At 52.1% G+C, this 26,282-nt stretch carries 21 protein-coding genes; 10 read left to right on the top strand and 11 right to left on the bottom strand.

The window, feature by feature from the left end:
- The first annotated feature begins 137 nt into the window (after positions 1 to 137).
- A complete protein-coding gene (locus ACO6S1_RS17740) occupies positions 138 to 2,150 on the top strand; it encodes a putative bifunctional diguanylate cyclase/phosphodiesterase (protein ID WP_422343879.1) in 2,013 nt (670 codons plus the stop codon).
- A gap of 11 nt (positions 2,151 to 2,161) precedes the next feature.
- Here the strand turns inward: ACO6S1_RS17740 and mfd are convergent, their stop codons facing one another.
- The gene (mfd, locus tag ACO6S1_RS17735) at positions 2,162 to 5,632 is read right to left on the bottom strand and encodes a transcription-repair coupling factor (RefSeq protein WP_422343878.1); all 3,471 of its coding nucleotides are present in this window, start codon (positions 5,630 to 5,632) and stop codon (positions 2,162 to 2,164) included.
- A gap of 34 nt (positions 5,633 to 5,666) precedes the next feature.
- Complete coding sequence (locus ACO6S1_RS17730) at positions 5,667 to 5,933, bottom strand: succinate dehydrogenase assembly factor 2 (RefSeq protein ID WP_422343877.1); 267 nt, start codon at positions 5,931 to 5,933, stop codon at positions 5,667 to 5,669.
- Between the two features lie 90 nt (positions 5,934 to 6,023).
- Between ACO6S1_RS17730 and recG the strand changes: the two genes are divergently transcribed.
- Positions 6,024 to 8,078 carry an ATP-dependent DNA helicase RecG gene (gene recG, locus ACO6S1_RS17725; protein WP_422343876.1) on the top strand — a complete coding sequence of 685 codons (2,055 nt, stop codon included), beginning with the start codon at positions 6,024 to 6,026 and terminating at the stop codon, positions 8,076 to 8,078.
- Positions 8,079 to 8,083: 5 nt separating this feature from the next.
- Here recG and ACO6S1_RS17720 read toward each other — a convergent pair whose 3' ends face one another.
- Both ACO6S1_RS17720 and tyrS read right to left on the bottom strand, forming a co-directional pair.
- Positions 8,084 to 8,407 carry a PilZ domain-containing protein gene (locus tag ACO6S1_RS17720; protein WP_422343875.1) on the bottom strand — a complete coding sequence of 108 codons (324 nt, stop codon included), beginning with the start codon at positions 8,405 to 8,407 and terminating at the stop codon, positions 8,084 to 8,086.
- An 84-nt stretch (positions 8,408 to 8,491) separates the two neighbouring features.
- Positions 8,492 to 9,724: a tyrosine--tRNA ligase gene (gene tyrS / locus ACO6S1_RS17715; RefSeq protein WP_422343874.1), complete on the bottom strand. Its 1,233-nt coding sequence runs from the start codon at positions 9,722 to 9,724 to the stop codon at positions 8,492 to 8,494.
- Positions 9,725 to 9,762: 38 nt separating this feature from the next.
- Here tyrS and ACO6S1_RS17710 point away from each other — a divergent pair, with 38 nt between their 5' ends.
- The 3 genes from ACO6S1_RS17710 (at position 9,763) to ACO6S1_RS17700 (ending at position 11,951) form a co-directional block, all read left to right on the top strand.
- Positions 9,763 to 10,308, top strand: a complete 546-nt coding sequence (locus tag ACO6S1_RS17710) for a DOMON-like domain-containing protein (RefSeq protein ID WP_422343873.1) — start codon at positions 9,763 to 9,765, stop codon at positions 10,306 to 10,308.
- Entirely contained in the window at positions 10,305 to 11,501 is a 1,197-nt protein-coding gene (locus ACO6S1_RS17705) for an exo-beta-N-acetylmuramidase NamZ family protein (RefSeq protein WP_422343872.1), read from the top strand. Before ACO6S1_RS17710 ends, ACO6S1_RS17705 begins: the two co-directional genes overlap by 4 nt.
- Positions 11,502 to 11,648: 147 nt before the next feature.
- Positions 11,649 to 11,951: a hypothetical protein gene (locus tag ACO6S1_RS17700; protein ID WP_422343871.1), complete on the top strand. Its 303-nt coding sequence runs from the start codon at positions 11,649 to 11,651 to the stop codon at positions 11,949 to 11,951.
- Positions 11,952 to 11,958: 7 nt separating this feature from the next.
- Here the strand turns inward: ACO6S1_RS17700 and ACO6S1_RS17695 are convergent, their stop codons facing one another.
- The 6 genes from ACO6S1_RS17695 to ACO6S1_RS17670 all read right to left on the bottom strand — a co-directional run bounded on the left by ACO6S1_RS17695 (position 11,959) and on the right by ACO6S1_RS17670 (position 19,334).
- Complete coding sequence (locus tag ACO6S1_RS17695; RefSeq protein WP_422343870.1) at positions 11,959 to 13,140, bottom strand: vWA domain-containing protein; 1,182 nt, start codon at positions 13,138 to 13,140, stop codon at positions 11,959 to 11,961.
- A 15-nt stretch (positions 13,141 to 13,155) separates the two neighbouring features.
- Positions 13,156 to 14,001: an AAA family ATPase gene (locus ACO6S1_RS17690; RefSeq protein WP_207987983.1), complete on the bottom strand. Its 846-nt coding sequence runs from the start codon at positions 13,999 to 14,001 to the stop codon at positions 13,156 to 13,158.
- A gap of 107 nt (positions 14,002 to 14,108) precedes the next feature.
- Entirely contained in the window at positions 14,109 to 14,768 is a 660-nt protein-coding gene (locus ACO6S1_RS17685) for a DUF6975 family protein (RefSeq protein WP_422343869.1), read from the bottom strand.
- 161 nt (positions 14,769 to 14,929) lie between these two features.
- Positions 14,930 to 16,954 carry an RNA polymerase sigma factor RpoD gene (gene rpoD / locus ACO6S1_RS17680; RefSeq protein ID WP_422343868.1) on the bottom strand — a complete coding sequence of 675 codons (2,025 nt, stop codon included), beginning with the start codon at positions 16,952 to 16,954 and terminating at the stop codon, positions 14,930 to 14,932.
- A 48-nt stretch (positions 16,955 to 17,002) separates the two neighbouring features.
- A complete protein-coding gene (dnaG, locus tag ACO6S1_RS17675; RefSeq protein WP_422343867.1) occupies positions 17,003 to 18,871 on the bottom strand; it encodes a DNA primase in 1,869 nt (622 codons plus the stop codon).
- A gap of 10 nt (positions 18,872 to 18,881) precedes the next feature.
- Positions 18,882 to 19,334 (bottom strand): GatB/YqeY domain-containing protein, encoded by a 453-nt coding sequence (locus tag ACO6S1_RS17670; protein WP_422343866.1) that lies wholly within the window; start codon positions 19,332 to 19,334, stop codon positions 18,882 to 18,884.
- A 152-nt stretch (positions 19,335 to 19,486) separates the two neighbouring features.
- Here ACO6S1_RS17670 and carA point away from each other — a divergent pair, with 152 nt between their 5' ends.
- The 3 genes from carA to ACO6S1_RS17655 all read left to right on the top strand — a co-directional run bounded on the left by carA (position 19,487) and on the right by ACO6S1_RS17655 (position 21,581).
- A complete protein-coding gene (carA, locus tag ACO6S1_RS17665) occupies positions 19,487 to 20,650 on the top strand; it encodes a glutamine-hydrolyzing carbamoyl-phosphate synthase small subunit (protein ID WP_422343865.1) in 1,164 nt (387 codons plus the stop codon).
- A gap of 177 nt (positions 20,651 to 20,827) precedes the next feature.
- Complete coding sequence (locus tag ACO6S1_RS17660) at positions 20,828 to 21,112, top strand: hypothetical protein (protein ID WP_422343864.1); 285 nt, start codon at positions 20,828 to 20,830, stop codon at positions 21,110 to 21,112.
- 94 nt (positions 21,113 to 21,206) lie between these two features.
- Positions 21,207 to 21,581: a ribonuclease E inhibitor RraB gene (locus tag ACO6S1_RS17655; RefSeq protein ID WP_422343863.1), complete on the top strand. Its 375-nt coding sequence runs from the start codon at positions 21,207 to 21,209 to the stop codon at positions 21,579 to 21,581.
- 268 nt (positions 21,582 to 21,849) lie between these two features.
- On the opposite strand, the gene ACO6S1_RS17650 is transcribed toward ACO6S1_RS17655, so the two are convergent.
- Complete coding sequence (locus tag ACO6S1_RS17650) at positions 21,850 to 22,200, bottom strand: endonuclease domain-containing protein (protein ID WP_422343862.1); 351 nt, start codon at positions 22,198 to 22,200, stop codon at positions 21,850 to 21,852.
- 157 nt (positions 22,201 to 22,357) lie between these two features.
- Between ACO6S1_RS17650 and carB the strand changes: the two genes are divergently transcribed.
- Positions 22,358 to 25,693, top strand: a complete 3,336-nt coding sequence (carB, locus tag ACO6S1_RS17645) for a carbamoyl-phosphate synthase large subunit (protein WP_422343861.1) — start codon at positions 22,358 to 22,360, stop codon at positions 25,691 to 25,693.
- A 114-nt stretch (positions 25,694 to 25,807) separates the two neighbouring features.
- Entirely contained in the window at positions 25,808 to 26,281 is a 474-nt protein-coding gene (gene greA / locus ACO6S1_RS17640; protein ID WP_422343860.1) for a transcription elongation factor GreA, read from the top strand.
- The last annotated feature ends 1 nt before the right edge of the window (position 26,282 follow it).

Genomic DNA, 26,282 nt, shown 5'->3' with positions numbered 1-26,282 from the left:
AAGCAACGCCCTATAAAGGATTAGCCGCTATGGAAAAAGATAGGAACGTCTGCGCGTGAGTGTAACGCGGCAGCATGGGGAATAAGGGAGCACTAGTAATTAACGAAGAGTCGCATCCACTATCGGACCATATTGGCTTGAAAAGCCTTTTCTTATTGTCCTTTCATGAACGGGATCCCCTGGCTGCGCGGGTTTCTGCCAATGGTTGGCAGGTTAGCTCTGCTCGACGGGCAGATGGTCTGCGCGGTCGATTTTTGGCTTCCAATGCCTTAATCGCACTTATTGATTTGCGGGATGCTGCTGCCGAAGGATTGGCGGCCATTTCCGATATAGCGGCGCTCGATGAAAAGCATGGAATTGCAATTCTTACCTTGGGAAACGAAAGCACGCAGCAGGATATTGCAGTGAAAGCTTATCAAGCCGGCGCGACGCATTTTCTCGATTTTGCCAATCCCAATTCCAATCTCGAACAGGCGATCAAATTTGCCTATCGCTATGTTGAAAATATTCACGGTGGAACGGAAGCCACAGATGATTTTCACAGCTTGCTGACGCAAGTTGGCGAGCAATGGTCATTCTCAAAGGATGCTGTTGGCCAAAATTGGGTCAGTGACAAGTTGAAATCCAATTTTCCGGAGCTCGATTTTGAGCGCTACCCAGCCACCGGAATATATCGATTATTGTCAGCTCAGGAGCGCGCGCGAGTGCGCGGTGCGATGGGCCGCCTGCGCACGGGCGCTGCCCAGGCAGCAGTGCCGCTTTTGTTAAAGGGTGAAAAGATAATCCATCACCTGCACGATGCTGGAGATCGCATAAACGGCCGCTTGGAGCGTGTGACGGAAAGCGAGACGGACCTTGGGTGGACTGGCCGTGATCTGTTGTCAGGCCTGCGCAATGGTTCTGTGGCCAGGAAATGGATGCGTAACCACCTTGCAAACAACAAGAACCTTTGTTTGATCATGTTCGGCCTGAAGAATTTCGGGACCATCAATGCCGCCTATGGACGTGTCGTTGGAGATGAAATCATGCGTCGCATCGGACAACGGCTAGTAGCAGAAACCGTTGATCACTCTGCTGATGACATTCTCGTCGCCAGAATGGACGGGCAGAATTTTGTCGTGGTGATGGCGTTGAATAGCGACAAGCCAATCGTGACAGACGCATTTACGGCTTGTACCGAGAAACTGCTCAGAAGTGTCTTTAAGCCGATTTCCATCGACGCGCGCGATATCGGACTGGTCGCTCGGGCAGGGATCGCGATTGCCAACGATTCGGCCGATGAAACGGTATTGATCAGGCGTGCGACTCTGGCTTTGGCGGAGACAATGTCATCTGACGCCCTGCCATTGAAAATCAGCGATTCTTCTGAGCAAAATATCTTACTCGAACAGCAATTAGAGGCAGATTTGGTCCATGCTCTTCAGCATGGAGAGATAGCGATCGCGCTGCAACCACAGATAAAAGTGGCTACCGGGCAGTTGGTAGGCGCTGAGGCTTTAGCCCGTTGGAACCACCCGCAATTGGGGTTTTTGGGTGCCGCAACGCTGTTCTCGGTTGCAGAGCGGGCTGGATTACTGACTCTGTTATCTTCACACATCCACAAACTCGCCTTTAAGACAGCAGGTCATTGGCCAGAGAGTCTTTCGTTCTTGCGTTTGTCCATCAATGTAACCGCTGGCGACCTTGCCAATGCCGAATTTGTCAGGGACATGATGCATGCGATTGAAGATGCCGGCTTTGCAGCCTCGCGAACGACCCTGGAAATAACGGAAAGCGAGTTGATCGGTAATCTCAGTACGGCCGCTCATCGTCTTGCAACGCTCAGAGAAAATGGACTGCGTATTGCAATCGATGACTTTGGAACCGGTTACAGTAGTCTCTCTTACCTCAAAAATCTGCCACTTGATTATCTCAAGATAGATAGCGGACTGACCCTTGATATCAGCGGTTCTGAAAAGGATCAGGTTGTTGTCAAATCGATTATCGATATGGGACGCAGCCTGGGCCTTGCAGTCATTGCCGAAGGTGTCGAAACAGAAGCGCAACTGGCGACACTGGGCGCGCAAGGTTGTGAGTATTTTCAGGGGTTTCTGCGATCTGGCCCGATCTCACCGGGAGAATTCGAGATATTTGCCTTACGCAGCAATTGATCAGATTCGGATTACCCGGATTTCTGTCCCGCCAATTTTGACAATCCGTTTGTGAGTTGTGTCAAACCATGTAGCCGTGACTTGGGGTCGCGCCAACGCCGTTCGATGAACAGTTTATTGTCAGGCCTGATTTGCGCTGTCCCTTTCAGGCGTTCGGCATAAGCCAGCAGTCCAGGGACATTTGGAAATTTGTCGCGATGGAAACTGACTAATGCACCGCGCGGTCCCATTTCGATCTTGGCGATATTGGCTTTCACGCAATTCATTTTGATTTCCATGAGCTTGAGCAGATTGTCCGTTTCGACTGGCAATGCTCCGAATCTATCGATCATTTCTGCCGCAAAGGCCTGAATTTCCTGATGTGTTTGCAAACCGTTCATGCGGCGGTAAAGGCCCATACGCAACGACAGATCAGGAACATAGTTTTCCGGAATAAGAATGGGGGCATCGACTGTAATCTGCGGTGAGAAGCTCTCCGTTGCCCTATCCAGCCCTGCGCCCTTGGCTTTCGCTTCCAATATCGCGTCTTCGAGCATTGACTGGTAAAGTTCAAAGCCGACTTCCCGAATATGTCCTGATTGTTCGTCACCAAGCAAATTGCCAGCACCACGAATGTCGAGATCATGGCTGGCCAGTTCGAAGCCAGCGCCGAGACTGTCGAGATCACCCAGGATTTTCAGACGCTTTTCAGCTTTTTCCGTGACTATCCTGTCTTTCGGAGTCACCAGATAGGCATAGGCGCGGGTTTTGGACCGACCGACCCGGCCACGGAGTTGATAGAGTTGTGCCAGTCCAAATCGGTCAGCGCGATGGATAACCAGCGTATTGGCACTAGGTATATCAAGACCACTCTCGACAATGGTCGTGGCGAGCAACACGTCATATTTCTTGTCGTAGAAAGCAGACATACGTTCTTCAACCTGTGCCGGTGGCATTTGGCCGTGGGCAACCACGTAACTGATCTCCGGAACATATTCTTTCAAGAATTCCTGTATCTCAGGCAGATCGGCGATGCGGGGTACGACAATGAAGCTCTGCCCGCCGCGATAATGCTCGCGCAGCAATGCCTCGCGCAGCGGAACCGGATCCCACGGCATGACATAGGTGCGCACAGCAAGACGATCGACAGGTGGTGTCTGGATCACGGACAGCTCGCGCAACCCCGTCATCGCCATCTGCAGCGTGCGCGGAATAGGCGTTGCGGTGAGTGTCAGCACATGAACATCCGCTTTCATCGCCTTCAACCGTTCTTTGTGGCTCACCCCGAATTTCTGTTCTTCATCAACTATTATCAGGCCAAGCCTTTGAAACTCTATGGATTTTGCCAGCAAGGCGTGGGTGCCAATGACGATGTCTATTTTGCCATTGGTTAGACCCTCTTTGGTTTTTTTGGCTTCGGCAGCGGGAACCAGACGTGATAATCTGCCGAGGTTGATCGGAAACGGTCGGAAACGTTCTTCGAAGTTGCTGAAATGCTGACGCGCGAGCAGAGTGGTCGGTGCAACTATGGCGACCTGCATACCGGCCATCGCAGCGGCAAAAGCAGCGCGCATGGCAACCTCGGTCTTGCCAAAACCAACGTCACCGCAGACAAGCCGGTCCATGGCTTTGCCTGACGCCATGTCGCCCAGAACTTCTTCGATGGCTTGCTGTTGGTCGTCTGTTTCCTGATAGGGAAACCGGTCGACGAAGCCTGCCATTTCACCCGTTTCGATCCGCGCTGGTGTCGCGGGTTGTAGGGCCCTTGCTGCCGCTGTCTTCAAGAGTTCATGAGCAATGGCCCGAATGCGTTCTTTCAGTTTAGATTTGCGTCGCTGCCATCCTTCACCGCCCAGTCGATCGAGGACAACGGTTTCTCCGCCTTCGCCGTAACGACTAAGCACGTCAATATTCTCAACTGGTACAAATAACTTGTCACCACCGGCATATTTCAGGGCAACACAGTCATGCGGACTTTCGCCAACGGGAATCGAAACAATGCCTTCATAGAGGCCTATGCCGTGCTCCAGGTGAACAACCAAATCGCCCTGACTGAGCGCGGATAGTTCTTCAATAAACGCATCACCACTTTTGCGCCGCTTTGATTTGCGGACCAAGCGGTCGCCAAAAATATCCTGCTCGGTGAGCAGCGCTAGGTCATCGGTTCGAAATCCGGAAGCCAAAGGAAGGACGGTAAGCGCAACGGAGGCGTCCAGCGCTACGCAAGAGTCCCAATCATCGCAAATGGTCGCGTTACTAACGCCATGGTCTTGCAACAAGTCGAACAAGCGCGCGCGCGAGCCATTGCTATAGCTGGCCAGAATAGCCGTGCTGCCGGCTTTCGTAAGCGTATTGAGATGCGCGCCGAGTGCTTTGTAGATGTTTTCGTTGCGAGCGCGCTCGGGAGAGAAGTCACGAGGGGAAGATACCGACAAAGAGACGACCGTAGATGATTCCGGTTCGTCAAACTCACTTATGATGTGGATTGGTGCATTCGACTGCTGTTTGCGCCATTCGGACGGCTCCAAATAGAGCATGTCCGGTGTGAGTGGTCGGTAGCTCGATAAATTGGCTTTGTCCGCCTCCTGCCGGTTTTTGTAATAGTCTGCGATGGAAGAAAATTGCGCTTCTGCGGCAGCGGTTACGGCTTTCTCCCGGAATATAAGTGCATCATCCTGAAGATAATCAAAGAAGCTGACCAATCGCTCTTCTATGAGCGGTAGCCAATGTTCCATGCCGGACAGTCTGCGACCCTCTGAAATGGATTGGTATATCGGGTCGCTTGTTGCGACCGCCCCAAATAGCTCGCGGTAGCGCGTGCGAAAGCGGGTGATACTGGTTTCATCGAGCAAAACCTCGGATACCGGCAGCAGATCGAATCCTTCGACGGTGCCGATCGTGCGTTGGTCCGCTGGATCAAACTCGCGCACGGTTTCGATTTCATCGCCGAAAAGATCAATGCGAAGCGGCATTTTGGCGCCCGGCGGAAAGAGGTCGATTAAGCCGCCACGCGCTGCAAATTCACCACTGTCCGCCACTGTATCAACGCGAACAAAGCCGTTGGCATACAGAAAGGATATCAACTTTTCCTGTTCGACAATGGTGCCCGGGGCAAGCCGTGTAACCAGTTCTGAAACCCGGGAGGGTTCAAGAACGCGCTGGGTCACGGCATTAGAAGTCGTAACCACTAACTGTCCGCCAGATGGAGGCATGGCAAGACGCGACAAAGCTGCCAACCGTTCCGATGTCGTATGTAGCGCTGGTGACGCGCGATCATATGGCAAGCAGTCCCACGCCGGAAATTCGATGATTTCCAATTGCGGTTGAAAATAGCGTGCGGCCTCCGCAACGGCGCTCATTGCTGCGTCATCAGTAGCTATGAACACGGTCCGCCGACCCGACTGAACGGCCATATCTGCGAGGCAATAGGGGCGATAGCCCGAGGTCACACCGGCCAGAGTCAACCCGCCGTCAGCGGATAGTAGTTTGTCGAGATATGACACGTAAATTATCTGTTTCAGTTCGGTTGTCGGGATATCACTTGGTGAAGTCGAAATAGTCTAACTTTTGCATCGCCAGCATTTGGTCTGTTTGAAAAAAATCAGGAACAGGTTGTTTGCCGATTGCCCACGCCATGATGTCGACGTCTTCTTCTTCCAACAGTTTTTCAAACCAGTCGATCTGTTCTTTGGACCACGTTTCGCCCCATTTATCGAAAAAACCGCCAATCATGTTATCGGCTTCGCGGGTTCCACGATGCCAGCTGCGGAAATGTAGTCGTTTCAGCCTGACGTCGCGTTCCATGTCTGCTCCTGATACTCGATTTCCAATTACGCAATTACGTGCGGACTCTTTCTGGCATATCGGTCCGCTTGCGTATAAAGCCGGATAGACATGCGGCCCGAGATACTCAATCCATTATTTGGCGAAACACAGTCCCTGAAAGGCGTTGGCAAAGCGCTGGCCAAGCCGATGGAGAAACTGCGCCTCACGCGTGTGAAAGATTTGCTCTATCAAAAGCCCAGCTATTGGATGCATCGCAAGCGTGTGAAGGAGCTTGATGAGGCAGATGTCGGTTTAACGATTATCGCTGAAGTGACGCCAGCGGATTATCGCAGCGGTGGACCAAGAAGCCCGTTTCGCGTGCAGGCGACGGATGCGCAGGGCAATTATATCAGTCTGACCTTTTTTGGCAGAAATACGGGCTGGCCCAAGAAATTGCTCCCTCTGGGCGAGACCAGAATCATATCAGGAAAGTTGGAGCGCTATGGTGACGAGCTGCAGATGCTGCACCCCGATGTTCTGGAAATCGGCGAGGAGAAAGAAATTGCTCTCATCGAGCCAATCTATCCGCTGTCGGATGGATTGGGGAACAAGCGCATGGGACAGTTGGTGGAACAGGCGCTGGCTCTGGCGCCTGAATTGCCGGAATGGATCGAACCGAGTCTGCTGGAAACCAAAGACTGGAAGAATTGGCGGGAAAGCATTTTTGCTTTGCACAGCCAGGAGAATGCGGGGGATGATGATCGGCTCGCCTATGACGAGATTTTTGCCAATCAACTGGCCTTCATGTTGGTCCGTGCCAACAATCGTCAGAAACGCGGTGTCTCTATTCAAGGCGACGGGCATCTGCGCGATAAGATCAAGCTTCCCTTTGAACTAACTGGCGCGCAAAAACGCTGCATATCAGAAATCGAAGGCGATCTGGCACAGTCATCACCAATGCTGCGATTGTTGCAAGGTGACGTGGGGTCGGGAAAAACACTGGTTGCCCTGATGGCGCTGCTCAGCGCCGTGGAAGCGGGTTATCAGGGCGCATTTCTTGCGCCTACCGAGATATTGGCCCGGCAGCATTTTGAAGGTCTGCAGAAACTATTGACCGGTCTCCCTGTAAACCTTGCCATCCTCACCGGGCGCGACAAGGGCAAAATCCGGGAATCGACTTTGATGGGCCTTGCCGATGGCTCGATTGATATTCTGGTCGGCACCCATGCGATTTTTCAGGAAAAAGTGCAGTATCGCAAACTGGCGATGGCAGTTATTGATGAGCAGCATAAGTTCGGCGTGTCACAGCGTCTGATGCTGACAGAGAAAGCAAAAAACACCCCGCATCTGCTTGCGATGACAGCTACCCCCATTCCGCGAACACTAACGCTCAGCCAATATGGCGAGATGGATGTATCACGAATAGATGAGCTGCCACCCGGGAGACAGCCAATCGAGACGCGCGTGATCGCTGATGCGCGGCTGCCAGAGGTTGTCGATGGGTTGGGCAGGCATATGGCAGCAGGTGGCCAAGCCTACTGGGTGTGTCCGCTGGTGGAAGGAAGCGAAAAAACCGACGTCGCGGCGGCAGAAGAGCGGGCTGCACAATTACGAACCCGGTTCGGTGATCATGTTGGTATGGTTCACGGGCGCATGAAAGGCCCTGAAAAAGACGCTGTTATGGAGCGATTTCAAAGCGGGGATATCCGGCTGCTGGTTGCGACAACCGTAATCGAGGTGGGCGTTGATGTGCCCAATGCGAGTCTGATGATTATTGAAGCGGCAGACCGTTTCGGATTGGCGCAACTCCATCAGCTTCGTGGGCGCGTGGGCAGGGGGGACGTCAAGTCGAACTGCTTGTTGCTGCGCGGGGACACTTTAAGTGAAACTGCGCGTGCGCGCCTCTCTTTATTGCGAGAAACCAATGATGGTTTCAAAATTGCAGAAGAAGATTTGCGCCTTCGCGGTGCTGGAGAGTTGCTTGGTACGCGCCAATCTGGCGACGCCGGTTTTCGGATTGCAACGCCGGAGCAGATATCAAAACTCATAGCTCCGGCCACAGATGATGCGCGGCTGCTACTGGATCGCGATGGCGGGCTTGATAGCCCACGCGGGCAGGCGGCCCGGATCGCACTATATCTGTTCGAACGGGATTGGGGTGTTAGCCTGCTGCGTAGCGGGTAGACTATTTAGGGTTCGGTATGACCAATTTGATCAAGCAGAGCCACAAAGTCCGGTTCGCGAATCACTCGCTCAAACTCAAAGCCAGAACGGCCACTATGGGACCAGACCAAAAATGCTTCGATCCGGCCAGCAACGGGAAGGCGGACGACCACTCTGTCACCTTTATTCAATTCAACCTCGTGGATAAATTGACAACCATGTGCCGAGATGTTGCTCAGCTTGACGGTAAATTCACCATCCTTGCGTGTTTCACAAATCGTCTCAAAATCAACAGGAAAGCGCGTTGCGCGGCGCATCTCCGGCATTTTGGGTTTCGATGTGCTTGGCATTGAAAAGGCTCCGTCCTTTGATGAAACCCTTCATTAACTGCGTTTTCCGAAGAAATGGTAAACCAGCGTAAAAATGTGACGGAATTATGCTGCTCGGCGCAACAGCCCGTGTTTTTTCTTTCCTGCTGAGATTTTTACATCGGCATCGGCAATTGTAATCATGACACCAGCATCCTTGATCTGTTCATCGTCGATTCTGGCACCACCGCCGGCAATCATCCGCTTTGCCTCTCCTTTAGACGCACAAAATCCGATACTTACCAACGCATTGAGGATGGAAATCTCTCCATGAGCAACTTCGAATACCGGCAGATCACCACCTGCCTGGCCGCGTTCAAAAGTCTGCAAAGCCGTATCGGCAGCATCTTTCGCAGCAGCGGCACCATGCGCCATCGCAGTCGCCGCATCAGCCAGAATCTTCTTGGCTTCATTAATCTCAGCGCCTTCCAGCGCTTCCAGCCGAGCAATTTCCGAAAGATCAATATCAGTGAATAGCCGCATGAATTTTCCGACATCCCGATCATCGGTATTGCGCCAAAACTGCCAGTAATCATACGGGCTGAGACGGTCTTCGTTTAACCAGATCGCACCATCGACGGACTTGCCCATTTTTGAACCGTCCGCCTTTGTAATCAGCGGCGTGGTCAGGCCATATAGCTCTGCGCCATCAATGCGCCGGCCAAGCTCAATTCCGTTGACAATATTTCCCCATTGGTCGGATCCACCCAACTGCAAACGGCAATCATGTTGACGGGATAATTCCAGAAAATCATATGCTTGGAGGATCATGTAATTAAATTCTAGGAAGGTGAGGGGCTGTTCGCGATCGAGGCGAAGCTTGACCGAATCGAATGTCAGCATCCGGTTGATCGTGAAATGGCGGCCTACTTCTCGCAGAAACGGGATATATTCCAAACTATCCAGCCAGTCCGCATTATTGACCATAATCGCATCTGTCGGTCCATCGCCAAAGATCAAGAAGCGCTCAAAAGACGTTCTGATCGATGCGATATTGGCGTTAATGCCATCATTATCGAGCAGCTTGCGTACTTCGTCTTTGCCCGATGGATCACCGACCTTGGTGGTCCCGCCGCCCATAACCACGATTGGCTTGTGCCCAGCTTGCTGCAAACGGCGCAACAGCATGATTTGAACCAGGTTACCGACATGTAATGAACTAGCCGTGGCATCAAAACCTACATAACCGGGTATAATGGTCTTTGACGCCAGCTGGTCCAATCCATTAGCGTCGGTTAATTGATGGATATAGCCGCGATCATTCATTAAGCGGAGGAGATCAGATTGATAGTTGGTCATGGAGTGGTGCGTTACATGCAGCAGAGTAAAGTCGCAATATGCGTTTGAACTTGCAATGCCATCCGCTCACACCCGTATCGGTCGTTCAGGATATTGCTGTCGCCTATGAATGGAAAGCGCATGGCAGCTTGTGGCTGCGCTATCATGCCGAAGTTTTGCTCCATGATCTGGACTTACCCGACTTGGTCGAAGCAAAACGGGTTGATGGATTATGGGAAAATACCTGCTTTGAGCTTTTTCTGCAAGAATCGGGGGCAAATCGATATTGTGAGTTTAACTTTTCTCCGTCGAGTTGTTGGGCGGCTTATCAGTTTTCCGATTATCGTGATGATATGCGCAATCTTCAACTACCGAAGCCGCCAGATATTTTTTTGGAGCTGAGCGATTCGCATGTAGCTATGGAAGTGACGCTTGGTCTGCCTGATATATGGGGCGCCGTTGCGCTGAACGCCGCCTTTGCGGCTGTGATCAAGGAAAATAGTGGTCCCAAGTCCTATTGGGCTTTAACACATCCACCGGGCAAGCCGGATTTTCATCACAAAGATTGCTTTACGCATCAACTAAAGGCAGCAGGTACGTTATGAAATTTGGAATTGATAGACTTCTGGATGAGCCAGAATTGCGCGCACCGCTTGCCGGAAAACGGGTTGCATTATTGGCACATCCGGCCTCGGTAACGGAAAACCTTACTCACTCGTTGGATGCTTTGGCACAATGCGATGGCATAGAGCTGACCTCCGCCTTCGGACCGCAGCATGGTCTGCGTGGTGATAAACAGGACAATATGATCGAATCTCCGGACTATGACGATCCGGTCCTCGGTATCCCGGTTTTCAGCCTTTACGGCGAAGTACGCCGACCAACCAAAAACATGATGGACAGCTTCGATATTATCCTGATCGATTTGCAGGACTTGGGCTGCCGAATCTATACTTTCATCACGACATTGCGCTACATATTGGAAGCCGCGGCCGAGCATGGAAAAGCGGTTTGGGTGCTAGATCGCCCCAATCCGGCGGGCCGACCGATCGAAGGCATGATTCTGGAAGAGGGCTGGGAAAGCTTTGTTGGTGCCGCACCGATGCCAATGCGCCATGGCTTGACGATGGGTGAAATGGGCCGCTGGTTTGTCAGCTATTTCAATCTCGACGTGGACTATCAAGTGGTCGAAATGCAAGGATGGCAACCGGAAGGTCCCGGATTTGGATGGCCCACAGATAGGATATGGATCAACCCCAGCCCCAACGCTCCGAATTTATCCATGGCGCGCGCCTATGCCGGTACGGTGATGCTGGAAGGCACAACCCTGTCGGAGGGGCGCGGTACTACGCGTCCTCTGGAACTATTTGGTGCACCTGACATTGACGCCAAGGCGGTAATCGAAGAAATGCAGCGCAAGGCTCCCCAATGGCTAAAGGGCTGTATCTTGCGGGAATGCTGGTTCGAACCAACTTTTCACAAGCATGTAGGCATGCTTTGTAATGGGGTTCAGATCCATGCGGAAGGCCCGACTTATGACCAATCGGCATTTCGTCCCTGGCGTCTTCAGGCCTTGGCGCTCAAAGCGATTAATAAGCTTTACTTCGGTTATGAACTCTGGCGTGATTTCCCGTATGAGTATGAAGAAGGCAAGCTCGCCTTTGATGTGATTAATGGCGGGCCTGGTCTGCGCGAATGGATTGAAAACCCATCGACTATTGCCAATGATCTGGAAGCGGTCACCGCTCCGGACGAACGGAGATGGGGTCAGATGCTGCAGGAATTTCTAATCTACTGACTATCAATCATCAAACATATGATGTTTTTTAGGCCGCTGGTGTATCCGTTGGTGCTGGCCACCGCGGTTCACCCGCCAAAGGAGATAAATAATGCTGCGGCGCAACATAGCTCTTGCGTCGTTCTGCTTTCTTGATATTTTGACGATATGTTACCCAGCAAAGAATTTTTCGAAGGCGTTGCGCTAAAGAAATGCGTCACTGCGACTTATAACCATATGCAAGTAATGCTGGCGCCGCATGTTCTCTATACGCGCCATGATGAAATGCATGTTGATGCAGTCACTATTGAGCGGGAAGGTCAGCCGCCACGAGAGCTGAAATTAGGCACATTCAAACTCTCTGGCTTGAAAGATGTTGTTGTCGAGGATCGTCAATTCGAACCCTATGATATTTTTGATGCTGCTGCTGAGAAATATCAGGGAACGACCCTAATGATGGTCGAACCTTAGTACACAACTAGCCGTGTTTCCGGGTCAGTTCCTTCATCGCATCGCTTAGCCCTTCCAGCGTCAACGGGTACATGCGGTCATTCATCAATTCCTTGACGATTTTTACGCTCTGCGAATAGCCCCATTGTTTTTCGGGGACAGGATTCAGCCAAGCAGTGGCGGGGTAGGTGTTGGTCATCCGATGGAGCCATGTGACTCCGGCTTCCTCGTTAAAATGTTCGACAGAACCGCCGGGATGCGTGATCTCATAGGGACTCATTGATGCGTCACCGACAAAAATCAGTTTATAGTCATGACCATATTTGTGGAGAATATCCCAGGTATTGGTTCGCTCCGAAAAACGTCGCCGATTGTCTTTCCACACACCTTCGTAAACACAGTTATGGAAATAGAAAAATTCGAGATTTTTAAACTCGCTATTCGCAGCACTGAATAGCTCTTCGCATATCTTGACGAAGGGATCCATTGATCCACCAACATCCAGAAACAACAGTAACTTCACCGCATTATGCCGTTCAGGGCGCATATGAATATCAAGCCAGCCCTTTTTAGCTGTGCCATTGATCGTGCTGTCGATATCAAGCTCATCGGCAGAGCCTTCACGGGCAAATCTGCGTAATCGCCGCAGTGCTACCTTGATATTACGCGTACCGAGCTGTTTGGTGTGGTCGAGATTCTGGAATTCGCGCTTGTCCCAAACTTTGACTGCCTTTTTCTGACCGCCTTCGCCGCCAATGCGGACGCCTTCAGGGTTGTAACCGCTGTTCCCGTATGGCGAGGTGCCACCGGTGCCGATCCATTTGCTGCCGCCTTCATGGCGTTTTTCCTGTTCGGCGAGACGCTCTTTCAACGTCTCCATGATCTCGTCCCAGCTACCAAGCTTTTTGACTTCTGCCATCTCTTCTTCGGTGAGATATTTTTCAGCGACTGCCTTTAGCCAGTCGAGAGGAATTTCCTCCTCCTGCATACCATAGCTGGTTTCGATACCTTTGAAGACTTTGGAGAATACCTGATCAAAGCGATCCAGAAGCCCTTCATCTTTAACAAAAGTTGCACGGGACAGATAATAGAATTCTTCAGGACTTCGCTGGATAACCTCTTTGTCCAATGCTTCCAGAAGCACGAGATGTTCCTTGAGCGATGCCGTTATTCCAGCTGCTCTGAGTTCGTCCATGAAGTTGAAGAACATTGGCTGTCGCTCCGTCTAGCGCGCTTCGCGTTTCGCCATGAATGCCAGGCGTTCAAATAGCATGACGTCCTGCTCGTTCTTGAGCAACGCGCCATGTAATGGCGGAATTGCCTTGCTGGGGTCCTGAGACTGCAACACTTCAAGCGGCATGTCTTCAGCCAGCAACAGCTTCAGCCAGTCTAGCAATTCCGACGTGCTGGGTTTCTTTTTGAGGCCAGGAACTTCGCGGACATCATAAAATATATCCATCGCCTTTTTGACCAAAATTCCCTGAATATCAGGGAAGTGAACGTTGATGATTTCCTGCATCGTCTCACGATCAGGAAACTTGATATAATGGAAGAAGCAGCGGCGCAGGAAAGCATCAGGCAATTCTTTTTCATTGTTGGAGGTAATCACAACAATGGGCCGTTCTGCCGCTTTGATGGTCTCTTTGGTTTCATATACATGGAATTCCATCCGATCGAGTTCTTGCAGAAGATCATTGGGAAACTCGATATCCGCTTTGTCGATCTCATCGATCAGAAGGACTGGTAACTCTTTGCTGGTAAAGGCTTCCCACAATTTGCCTTTCCGGATGTAGTTGGAAATATCATGAACCCGCTCATCGCCAAGCTGTCCGTCGCGAAGCCGCGCAACAGCGTCATATTCATAGAGGCCCTGATGCGCTTTGGTTGTCGATTTGACATTCCACTCAATCAATGGCGCTCCGGTAGCCTTGGCGATTTCATGGGCCAGGACGGTTTTGCCAGTACCGGGCTCACCCTTTACGAGGAGAGGCCGGCGAAGCGTAACGGCAGCGTTGACCGCAACCTTCAAATCATCGGTTGCAACATAATCTTTGGTACCGTCAAAACGCATATTCCATATTCCCTTGCCGTAAACGTCAATGGATTAGCGATAGGGAAAAGGCCGTTTTGAGGCAAGTTAATCATTTAGTTAATCAAACAAGTGCGTGATATCTGTGTTCAATCCGCGTTACGCGCATTTCTGCGAGCTTCCAGCAGCTGCCAAAGGCCGCGATGCTGGGTCAATATTTGATCGACACCAAAGTTTATTGCACGCTCAACGGCGCTCGATTGCGACAATTCGGTATTGAGCGCCATTGTCGCTTCGGATGCTGGCAGGACGGCTGCACGAGGCTCCACGCCCAGCTTAATGGCAATTTTTTCGAGCAGCGGCCGAATTGCTTGCCAGTCCAGAACGAGTGCAAAAGAAGCGCCGAGAGCACAGCCATTGCGATCAGACTGGGATAGCATTTCCAGCGCCTTGCGCTGAGCCAATACCGTGGCATTGCTCTGGTCTTCCGCGCGAACACCCGAAATCGGCCCTGCAGCGACAGTCAGTCTGGTCAGAAAGGCTCTTTCGGCCGTGAAGCCGTCCATGGCTTCGACCAGCCATTCACGAGCAATCACATCAGCGGTTTTTGTTGCGGCATGGTCGACAACTCCGGGGTGACGGCCGTGCAATACACAAAGAAAATGTGCAATATCTGCAATATCGCTGCCGTTTAAAATGGCAAAGTCGTCGCAGATATTTTTTACATAGCTAGCTGACTGCGTGCCATGTTCTGCTACGTGGTCCTTCAAGGATGGCCGCGCGGAAATTTTCAGACTTGTTTCTAGCATTGCGCTCACATCACATTAGAGTTTCTGGCGATCTACATGGCATTTTACAGCCGGGTAAACCCTGTTGAACCTTGTGAATAGAGCATAAACCTAAAGACCCGGTTTACGCCGCGTTAGCTAAGTGCAAACCATAGTATCGGACGGTAGCTATAAAACTGACCTTATTGGTCAAGAAAACTGCGCATTTTTCTGCTGCGGCTCGGGTGTTTCAACTTCCGCAACGCTTTTGCTTCAATTTGCCTGATACGTTCGCGTGTAACACTGAATTGCTGACCAACCTCTTCCAGCGTGTGATCGGTATTCATCCCGATTCCAAAACGCATCCGCAGAACCCGCTCTTCACGCGGGGTAAGGCTAGCCAATACGCGCGTTACGGTCTCTTTCAGGTTCGCCTGAATAGCCGCATCCACCGGAATGATGGCGTTTTTGTCTTCGATGAAATCGCCGAGATGCGAATCTTCTTCATCGCCAATAGGTGTCTCGAGGCTGATTGGCTCCTTGGCAATTTTCATCACCTTGCGCACTTTTTCAAGCGGCATAGAAAGGCGCTCGGCCATTTCTTCCGGTGTCGGCTCGCGGCCTTGTTCATGCAGGAACTGCCGTGAAGTGCGGACGAGTTTGTTGATCGTCTCGATCATATGAACCGGGATACGAATTGTACGTGCCTGATCAGCAATTGACCGCGTGATCGCCTGACGAATCCACCAGGTCGCATAGGTTGAGAACTTATATCCGCGGCGATATTCAAATTTGTCGACCGCTTTCATCAGACCAATATTGCCTTCCTGGATCAGATCAAGAAATTGCAGGCCGCGATTGGTATATTTTTTGGCTATGGAAATAACGAGCCGCAAATTGGCCTCAACCATTTCCTTCTTGGCAATCCGTGCTTCGCGTTCGCCCTTTTGGACCATATTGACGATGCGGCGGAATTCATCCAGCGATGTTCCGGTTGCAGCCGAAATGTCCGAAATTTCCGCACGAATCCGTTCTACCGAAACGGCTTCTTTTTCTGCAAAAGCTGCCCATTTTTTGTCCGTCTTGGCCATGCTCGCAAGCCAGCCATCGTCCAATTCATGCCCGACATAGCCTTCCAGAAATGCGCGACGCGGCACTTTATGCCGTTCTGCCAAGCGCAGCATTTGGCCGCCGAGGGCAGTTAGCCGACGATTGAAGGAATAAAGCTGGTCCACGAGAAATTCGATCTTGTTGGCGTGAAATTGCACGCTCTCAACTAGCGCAGTGAGTTCTTCGCGCAGGTTATGGTATTTTTTCTCTGACGCTGCAGGGAAATCATCGCCAACAGAAAAAGCTTCCATACGGGTATTCTGTAACTTGGAGAATTTCTTGAATACGGACGTAATGGTCGCGAATTTTTCCAAGGCCTCCGGTTTCAGGGCTTCTTCCATCTGTGCCAGAGAAAGGGTGTTATCTTCTTCTTCCTCTTCAACAACTCGCTTGGTGCGGCGCTCGGTCAGTTCATCTTCGTCATCACCTTCGCCTTCGGAGACTTCCGGTTCATCTTCGACCTCGTCATCATCCTTGAAAGAAGGTCCAGCGGTTTTCTCACTGATTTCGCCGTCATCATCATCCTCGTCTTCCAGATTTTCGGGAACGGGATCTTTGGAAAGCATCGCGTCGAGATCAAGTATCTCGCGCAGCTGCATCTCGCCATCGTTGAGAGCTGTGGACCACTCGATAATAGCGTTAAAGGTCGTCGGGCTTTCACACAGGCCCCAGATCATAGTATCGCGGCCAGCCTCAATGCGTTTGGCAATGGCGATTTCGCCTTCCCGGCTAAGCAATTCAACCGCGCCCATTTCCCGCAAATACATGCGCACCGGATCATCGGTGCGGTCACCCGCTGCCTTTTTGGGCGCAGCGGCAGTTGAAGCTTTCTTATCTTTGTCTTTTCCGTCGATAGACTCGACTTCATCGCCGCCCATTTCTTCAGCGGCTTCGTCGTCATTTTCAACAATCTTGACCCCCATGTCGGAAATCGATGACATCACATCTTCGATTTGCTCGCTGGACATCTGGTCCTGGGGCAGGGCTTCGTTTAATTCGTCATAGGTAAGGTAACCGCGCTTCTTGGCTTTCGCGAGAAGCTTTTTAACGGCTGAATCATTCATTTCAATAAGCGGTGCATCTTCGGTCGCCGCTGCTTTTTTTGCTTTACTTGCCAATGCCTAAGGCCCCTAAAATTAAAAACTAATCTTCAAAGTTCACACAATTCACACGATGTCATCAACCTGGGTCAACTCAACCAACCGTTCATGAAATTCTTGCTTTGCCTGTCGCAACCGTTGTTGCTCTGCATAGCTGTCTTCATCAAGATTATCCTGCACCCGCCGTGTTGCTTCCGCGAGAGCCGCCTCGAGTCCGGGACGCGCCGTGATCACTTTTATCGCTTCTGCCAAATCATTTTGCGCCCGTTCGATATAATCTGACGGGGCAGGATTTGGCATTTTGCGGTTGAAAGTGAAATTCAGCGCATCGGCCCGTAACAGCCCTTTTGCGACATTATAACAATCTGTCTGTTCCAATATGGTAAGAAGGGCCTGCATATCAAGCATTTCTTTACGCATTGCGATGCCAATCAGTTCAGACAACAACGATTGCATTTGCGAATCAGCAAGTCTGATCGCGGTTAACTCTTCAAAATGCTTGGAAATCTGCGAAGGGTGGCGAATTAGGCCTCCCAAAATAGCCTTTGCGATCCGCAAATCATGTCCATCGATCAGAACCGACTTTGTGTCGTCCATCGGCTTGAGGGACACATATTGGGATTTGTAACCAGTTTTTGAACGGCTGAACTGCCTGCCGGGTGCCTGGCTGTTGCGCTTGGAAAAAAAGGCATTTTCATATCGTTCCTGAAAATCTTGCCGATAATGCTGTGCAATGTCGTGATCGGCAATGTCGCGTACATGATCGGACAGGCGTTTTTTAAGGCCCGCTTTGGTTTCGGGAGTATTCAGTGGTTCCGCATCATATTCTACCTGCCAGATTTTATCGCCCAGCATTTGAGGTCGGTCAATCAAAGCCGCAAATGCTTGCGGGCCGTCGGAACGAATCATGTCATCCGGGTCTTGTCCCGCTGGCAAGGAGATAAAATTGAGACTGTGGGACGGGCGCAGGATCGGCAGTGCCCGCAAGGCAGCGCGCATCGCTGCCTTTTGTCCGGCATTATCACCATCAAAGCACAGGATGGGCGCTTCCACCATTTTCCAGATGCGTTCGATTTGATGTTCGGTAAGTGCAGTTCCGAGTGGCGCTACAACATCTTCAAACCCCGCCTGTGCCAGCGCAATGGCATCCATATAACCTTCGACGACCAAAATTCGTCCGGTCTGGCGTGAAGCAGGGGAGGCTTTGTCGAGATTATAAAGCGTGCGCCCTTTGTCGAATAAAGGGGTATCGGGAGAATTGAGATATTTGGGTTCGCCATCGCCCAATATTCGTCCACCAAAGGCAATGACTCGGCTCCGCGGATCGCGGATCGGGATCATCAATCGTCCGCGGAAACGATCATAAGGATCGCGATCGTCAACCTTGATGAGTAGTCCCGCTTCAACCAGCTGATCAACGCCGTGAACAGACAGCGCTTCCTTGAGCCGTCCACGCGAATCCGGGGCAAAGCCAAAACCAAAATCGCGGATGGTTTTCTCGGAGATACCACGATTTTTCAGGTATTCGCGAGCCGCCGCTCCCTCGATTCCGTTAAATTGCGTGACAAACCAATCCTGTGCTGCCGCCATGACGTCATGTAGTGTGGCACGGGCTTCCTGCCGCTGCGCTGCCCGTGGATCGGGGGCAGGGACCTCCATCTGCGCCTCGGCCGCCAGGTCTTTTACGGCATCCATAAAGCCGAGGCCGCGCTGATCGGTCATCCAGCTGATAGCATCGCCATGGGCCCCGCAACCAAAGCAATGGTAGAAGCCCTTCTCGTCATTAATCGTGAAGCTGGGCGTCTTTTCATTATGAAACGGACAACAGGCCTTAAACTCGCGTCCTGCCTTTTGCACCTTCACCGTCCGGCCGATCAGCGTGGACAAAGTGGTCCGGCTACGCAGTTCATCAAGCCATTGCGGAGAAAGAGTCATAAGTCTTTGATCAGCTGAGCGCTGCCTTCACCAGACCGCTGGCCTTGCTCATGTCGATTTCGGTGCCGTGGCGAGATTTGAGTTCCGCCATCACGCGGCCCATATCTTTCATCGATTCCGCGCCAAGTTCCGATTTGATGCCGTCAATCAAAGCCGCCGTATCGGCTTCGCTCAGTTGGGCGGGCAGGAATTCCTCAATCACAGAGAGTTCCATCTTTTCGCCCTTTGCGAGCTCATCACGACCTCCTGATTCGAACATCTCGATCGATTCGCGCCGTTGCTTCGCCATTTTCTGGAGTACGTCGGTCACCATGACATCGTCATCAAGCGTGCTATCTTTGGTGCGCAACTCGATATCCTTGTCCTTGATCTTCGCCAATATCGAGCGGGTGGCCGCAGTGCGATCCTTGTCCCCAGCCTTCATGGCCGCAATTTGTGCCGCTTTCACGTCATCGCGAATCATAGCGTTCCCCGTAATTTTGGAATAAGCTACCAACATAGCCGCAACTTATTTTTTTTCATAGATTGCAGCGTGTTTTTTCGTCCCCTAGTCACGGCGAAATTTGCTTGAAGCGCAGGAGCATGGGGCTCCCGCCACATTAAAGGACAATGCCCATGACCGACACCAGCATCCCCGCCGCTCCCAAGGGCGCCACTGGGATATTGGTATTGGCCGATGGTACGATAGTATGGGGCAGGGGTTTTGGCGCAACCGGCGCAGCAGTCGGGGAAGTTTGCTTCAATACGGCGATGACCGGCTATCAGGAAGTCATGACTGACCCTAGTTATGCGGGACAGATCATCACCTTTACTTTCCCCCATATCGGTAATGTCGGAACCAATGACGAGGATGTCGAAGCCGATAAGGCACACGCGCTGGGCTGTATCGTGCGCGAAGACGTTACGGAGCCGAGCAGCTTCCGGAACAACAAGCCCTTTGATCAATGGATGGCCGACAATGGCCGCATTGGATTGGCCGGTGTTGACACGCGGGCCTTGACGCGCCGGATCAGGGAAGCCGGTGCGCCCAATGCGGTTATTGCGCATGATCCCGATGGCCAGTTCGATATTGACGATCTGCTCGCAAAAGCGCGGGATTGGTCTGGACTAGAGGGCATGGATCTGGCGGTCGAGGTTACCGGCCATCAGACCAAGATCTGGGACAGCGGTGTCTGGCGTCTTGGTCATGGATATGCGCCATTGGATGAAATGGAGTCACGTCCGCATGTTGTCGCTTTGGACTTTGGCGCAAAGCGGAATATCTTCAGAAATCTTGTGAAGGCAGGCGCAAAAGTCACTGTTGTTCCTGCGCAAACTGCATTTGATGACATCATGGCACTGAACCCGGCAGGGGTGTTTCTATCCAATGGTCCGGGCGATCCGGCAGCGACGGGAGAATATGCCGTTCCGGTGATCAGGGAACTGCTCGACAAGGATGTGCCGATATTTGGTATCTGTCTTGGCCATCAGATGCTGGCCCTGGCCGCAGGTGCTTCGACCGTAAAAATGTTTCAGGGGCATCGCGGTGCCAACCATCCGGTGCAGCGGCACGAGGATGGCACGGTTGAAATTACCAGCATGAACCATGGCTTCGCGGTTGACAGCGCAACGCTTCCCGACACCGTAGAGGAAACCCATACCAGCCTGTTTGACGGCAGCAATTGCGGCATTTCTTTCAAGGATAAGCGTGCCTTTGGCGTTCAATATCATCCCGAGGCCAGCCCTGGACCGCAGGACAGCTTTTATTTGTTTCAGAAATTTGTCGTCATGCTGCAGTGATCAGGAATGTAAAAAGCAAACATAAATCATGCAAATAATGAAAAATTGGCCGGAAGAGTAAAATCCTAATAGTGACAAACCACCTTAAAACTTGCGAAGAGAACCGGGCAGGGTTCGTGCCGTTCACTTCACATTTTCTATGTGATGAGACCTACGCAAATTTTAAGGAAAACAATAATGCGGAAATTTCTCGTAATTTCGGCCACGATTCTGTTCGCGGCCTGCACCCCTGTCAAAGAACAGGCGATGACCGAATGCATGAAGCAGTCAGCAAGCTTTCCAAGCTCGGTAGACCCGGAAAAAATTTGTACCTGCATGACCAAGGACATTCCCGAGGACGCCAATGTAGCGGATGCGGAAAAAGCCATGATGGGCAATATGCAAGCCTGTGCCAGCGAAATGGTCCAGGATATGATCAAGAGCGACCTGCCGACAGCGGAAAAATCTGCCGCAGCCGAATAGGCCGCAATTATTCGTCAAACATAGGCTCTCTCCGCCCAGCCGGCGGGGAGGGCCTTTTCTATGCCTATGCGCCAACAAGCAAGGAACAGGTCACATGAGCAACGTTGATCCCGACTATCTGGCACAGGAATGGGCGACCGATGACGAGATATTGGAGAGCATGGCAGCGGGCGGCGATCTGGCGCGTGTGGTCAGAGAGATTAACGTGCAATTTGTCGGGGCGGTTGCCAACTTGAACAAGTTGAAAAATGACGCGAAGAAACTCGGTTTTCGGTCAGCTTTAGTCGAAAAATATGAAGGTGAGTGGCAGATTGAGCTGCAAATTGACGCCGATACGCGTCAGGAAACCATAAGAGAGCTGACGCGCAAATGCCTTGAGATTGAGCAGGATTATGACATTGACCACGATGGTTGGGGGTGTTTTGCCTGCAATGAAAATGGACCGATTTCTGATGAGAATCCGGCGTGATGGGTGAAAGCACTCACATAAATACCACACACATGGTCGGTACCATCCTTGCTCCCTCTCCCCTGTGGGGAGAGGGCTGGGGTGAGGGGGCTCGACGGTAATGGAGTTCGTAAATTTTCCAGTTACGCGCACGCTTATCCAGCCCTATCGCTTAAGCGAGGCTGCCGAGGGTCGCGACTATAATATCGGGTTGGAACACCCTCATCCAACTGCATCTAGCCAGCAGAGCTGGCAAGATTGCGTATCCTTCTCCCTCAAGGGAGAAGGTTTAGCCATTTTTGGCATTGCGCAACGCATGGCGAATTTCTTCCAGCACGCCATCGATATTTTCCGAGATATCATTATTCCAGAAGCGAATCACGGTATAGCCATGTGCCGCAATCATTTTTGTTCGGGCCTCATCGGAAAGGCTTTCGCTATGTTGGCCACCATCCAGCTCCACCACCAGTTTCGCGCTACGACAGGCGAAATCCGTGATCGCGGTGCCGATGGGAAATTGCCTGACGAACTTGTGGTTTTCCAGTTGAGATCGACGGAGGCGCGTCCAGAGTCGTGTTTTCGTTTCGGTCATATCGCGCCGCAGCTTGCGAGCGGTGCTGGTCAATCGCTTTTTCGCCATATATCTCTGTTTTCTGCTGGCAGATGCGCTAATGTAAGAGATATATTTGGTCAATGGCGGTCTGGGCTGCCGAAAACCCTCATTCAACTTCGTCTCGGCAAACTGGCTGCCAGGACTTTACATTCTTCCCCCGTAGAGGAGAAGATCGGGAACGCTAATGCCAAAAAGAACTGACATAAAATCCATCCTGATCATCGGCGCTGGCCCGATTGTTATCGGACAGGCGTGCGAATTTGATTATTCGGGGACACAGGCCTGTAAGGCGCTGAAAGAAGAGGGGTACCGGATCATCCTGGTCAACTCCAATCCGGCGACGATCATGACCGATCCGGAAATGGCGGACGCGACCTATGTTGAGCCGATTACGCCGGAAATTGTCGAGAAGATCATTGCCAAAGAGCGCCCGGATGCGGTGTTGCCGACCATGGGCGGGCAGACGGCACTGAACACGGCGCTGACGCTCAACAAAAGGGGCGTGCTGGAAAAATATAATGTCCAGATGATTGGCGCGGATGCCGAAGCCATCGACAAGGCGGAAGATCGCGAGAAATTCAAGGCTGCAATGGACAAGATCGGTCTGGAAAGTCCGCGTTCTGCGGTCGCGCATAGCGAAGAGCAGGCGCTGGAGATTTTGGAAGATATCGGGCTGCCCGCGATCATGCGGCCCAGCTTTACCATGGGCGGCACCGGCGGCGGTGTCGCGTATAACCGCGAAGAGTTTATTCATTTCATCCGCACATCGCTGGAAGCCTCGCCGACCAATGAAGTGCTGATCGACGAATCGCTCATTGGCTGGAAAGAATATGAGATGGAGGTTGTCCGCGACAAAGCGGATAATTGCATCATCATCTGTTCGATCGAAAATGTCGATCCGATGGGCGTGCACACGGGAGACTCGATTACGGTCGCTCCAGCCCTGACGCTGACCGACAAAGAATATCAGATCATGCGCAATGCCTCTTTGGCCGTCTTGCGAGAAATAGGAGTCGAAACAGGCGGTTCCAACGTGCAGTTCGCAGTTAATCCGAAGGACGGACGGCTTGTTGTGATCGAAATGAACCCGCGCGTATCTCGCAGTTCTGCGCTCGCATCCAAGGCCACCGGCTTCCCGATTGCGAAAGTCGCGGCGAAGCTGGCTGTTGGCTATACGCTCGACGAGATTGATAACGACATTACCGGCGCGACGCCGGCGTCGTTTGAACCGACGATTGATTATGTCGTCACCAAAATTCCGCGCTTTGCCTTTGAAAAATTCAAGGGCGCCGAGCCTTTGCTCTCCACCGCGATGAAATCTGTCGGTGAAGTCATGGCGATAGGCCGCAATATTCATGAATCGCTGCAAAAGGCGTTGCGCGGGCTCGAAACCGGGTTGGATGGATTTAACCGGGTGCAGGAGCTGATCGGTGCGTCGCGAGACGAGATTGCCGCCGAACTGGCGAGGGCTACTCCGGATCGCTTGTTGGTGGCTGCGCAGGCCATGCGCGAGGGCTTTAGTGATGCGGAAATTTTTGACATTGCCCATTATGATCCCTGGTTTCTGGCGCGTATTCGTGAAATTATCGACGCCGAGCAAGAGATACTGGACAATGGCCTGCCCAATGGGCGGGAAGCGCTCCGCAAGCTGAAATCCATGGGCTTTTCCGACCAGAGACTTGCGAATCTGGCCGTTGATGCCGTGCATGTGGCCGGTGGGGCAGGGCGCGCGGTTGCTGGCGGGCACGGACTGGTTCATGACGCCGTTGCCGCCATGGCTGGTGCGACGACCGAGAAAGAAGTTCGCGAGCTGCGCCACAAGCTGGGCGTGCGACCCGTTTTCAAGCGGATCGATACCTGTGCGGCGGAGTTTGAAGCCAAGACACCCTATATGTACTCCACCTATGAAGCGCCGATTTTTGGCGAACCGGAAAATGAGGCCATGCCTTCCGATCGCCGGAAAATCGTCATTCTAGGCGGCGGTCCGAACCGGATCGGGCAGGGCATTGAGTTTGATTATTGCTGCTGTCACGCCTGTTTCGCGCTGGCCGATGCCGGTTATGAAACGATCATGGTCAATTGCAACCCGGAAACGGTTTCAACCGATTATGACACGTCGGACCGGCTTTATTTTGAGCCGCTGACGGCAGAGGATGTGCTGGAAATCCTGCATGTCGAGCAGAGCAAGGGCGAACTGGTCGGGGTGATTGTTCAATTTGGCGGGCAAACACCGCTGAAACTCGCGTCTGCGCTGGAAGACGCTGGGATTCCGATCCTTGGCACCACGCCGGATGCCATTGATCTGGCCGAAGACCGCGAACGCTTTGCGAAGCTGGTCAATAATCTGGGCCTGAAACAACCCGAAAATGGCATGGCGCGGACCGAAGAGGAAGCGGTGAAAATCGCAGAACGCATAGGCTATCCGGTGCTGATCCGGCCAAGCTTCGTGCTGGGTGGTCGTGCGATGGAAATTGTCGATGGACCGGCGCAGCTTGAGGATTATATCAACACGGCTGTTCAGGTTTCGGGCGATCAACCTGTTTTGGTTGACCAATATCTGCGCGATGCCGTGGAAGTTGACGTCGACGCGATCTGCGACGGTGACGAGGTTATTGTTTGCGGCGTGCTTCAACATATTGAAGAAGCTGGCGTCCATAGCGGCGACAGCGCCTGTACAATCCCGCCCTATAATCTCAGCGATGATATCATTGCCGAAATGGAACGCCAGGCCGAAGCCCTGGCTTTTGGCCTGAAGGTGCGCGGCCTGATGAACATCCAGTTCGCAGTGAAAGATGGCGAAGTCTATCTCATCGAGGTCAATCCGCGAGCCAGCCGGACGGTTCCGTTTGTTGCCAAGGCTATCGGAGTGCCGATTGCCAAGATCGCCTCTCGCGTGATGGCTGGTGAAAAGCTGAAAGACTTGCCAGCGATTGATAGACATATTGATTATATTGCTGTGAAAGAGGCAGTATTCCCGTTTAATCGTTTTCCTGGCATCGATCCCGTTCTGTCACCGGAAATGAAGTCTACCGGTGAAGTTATGGGCATTGACAAGAGCTTCCCTATTGCCTTCGGCAAGGCGCAACTGGGGGCGAATAACATCTTGCCGGATGGCGGAACGTTGTTCGTCTCGGTCAAGGAAACCGATAAAAAAGTGATCGAACCAGCGGCGCGATTGGCCGAAAAACTGGGCTTCAAATTGATCGCGACCAGCGGAACGGCGGATTATCTCACTAGCCAGGAGATAAAGGTCGAGAAGGTCAATAAGGTTGCCGAAGGCCGGCCGCATATTGTCGACCGGATTATTGATGGCGATGTTGATCTGATTTTCAACACGACCGAAGGCTGGCAGTCGCTCAAAGACTCCAAATCAATCCGGGCGGGGGCGCTGAACGGAAAGATTCCGTACTATACCACGGCGACGGCAAGTGTAGCGGCGATGGAAGCAATTGCGGCCATGCGCGATGAGACTCTTGAAGTTCGTGCGCTTCAGTCTTATTATAAGACTTCGCAGACTTAATTCCCGACAATCTGTCACACTGCGGGCGAGCCTTCACAGGGAGGGGCGCCGGGAAACTATTTTTGACGCAGTGGTCCAGAAAACCGCGGCGAATAGAAGGAAGAAAGGCCAAAGATGGCTGTAGAAAAAGTACCGATGCTGGCCGAGGGTCACGCCAAACTGGAAGCTGAGCTAAAGGCGCTCAAAGAAGAGCGGCCCCGCATTGTAGATGCGATTGAAGAAGCTCGTGCCCATGGTGATTTGTCGGAAAATGCCGAATATCACGCTGCAAAAGAACGGCAGGGTCAGGTTGAAGCAACTATCGCGGATATCGAAGACAAGTTGAGCCGCGCACAGGTTATTGATCCAAAGACACTGTCGGGCGACAAGGCCGTATTCGGTGCAACGCTGACCTTGCTTGATGAAGACGATAAACCGGTGAAATATCAGCTGGTCGGTCAGGCAGAAGCCGATGCCAAAGTGGGCAAGATCAGCTATAACAGCCCGATCGGTCGCGCTTTCATTGGTCGCAGCATTGGCGACGAAATTGAGGTCACAGTGCCATCTGGCGACAAATATTATCTGCTTGAGAAGATCGAGTTTATCTGAG

Source organism: Parasphingorhabdus sp. (assembly GCF_965233695.1).
GTDB lineage: Bacteria > Pseudomonadota > Alphaproteobacteria > Sphingomonadales > Sphingomonadaceae > Parasphingorhabdus.
Note: the sequence above shows the minus strand (reverse complement) of the source record. Positions and strands in the feature narration are given on the sequence as shown.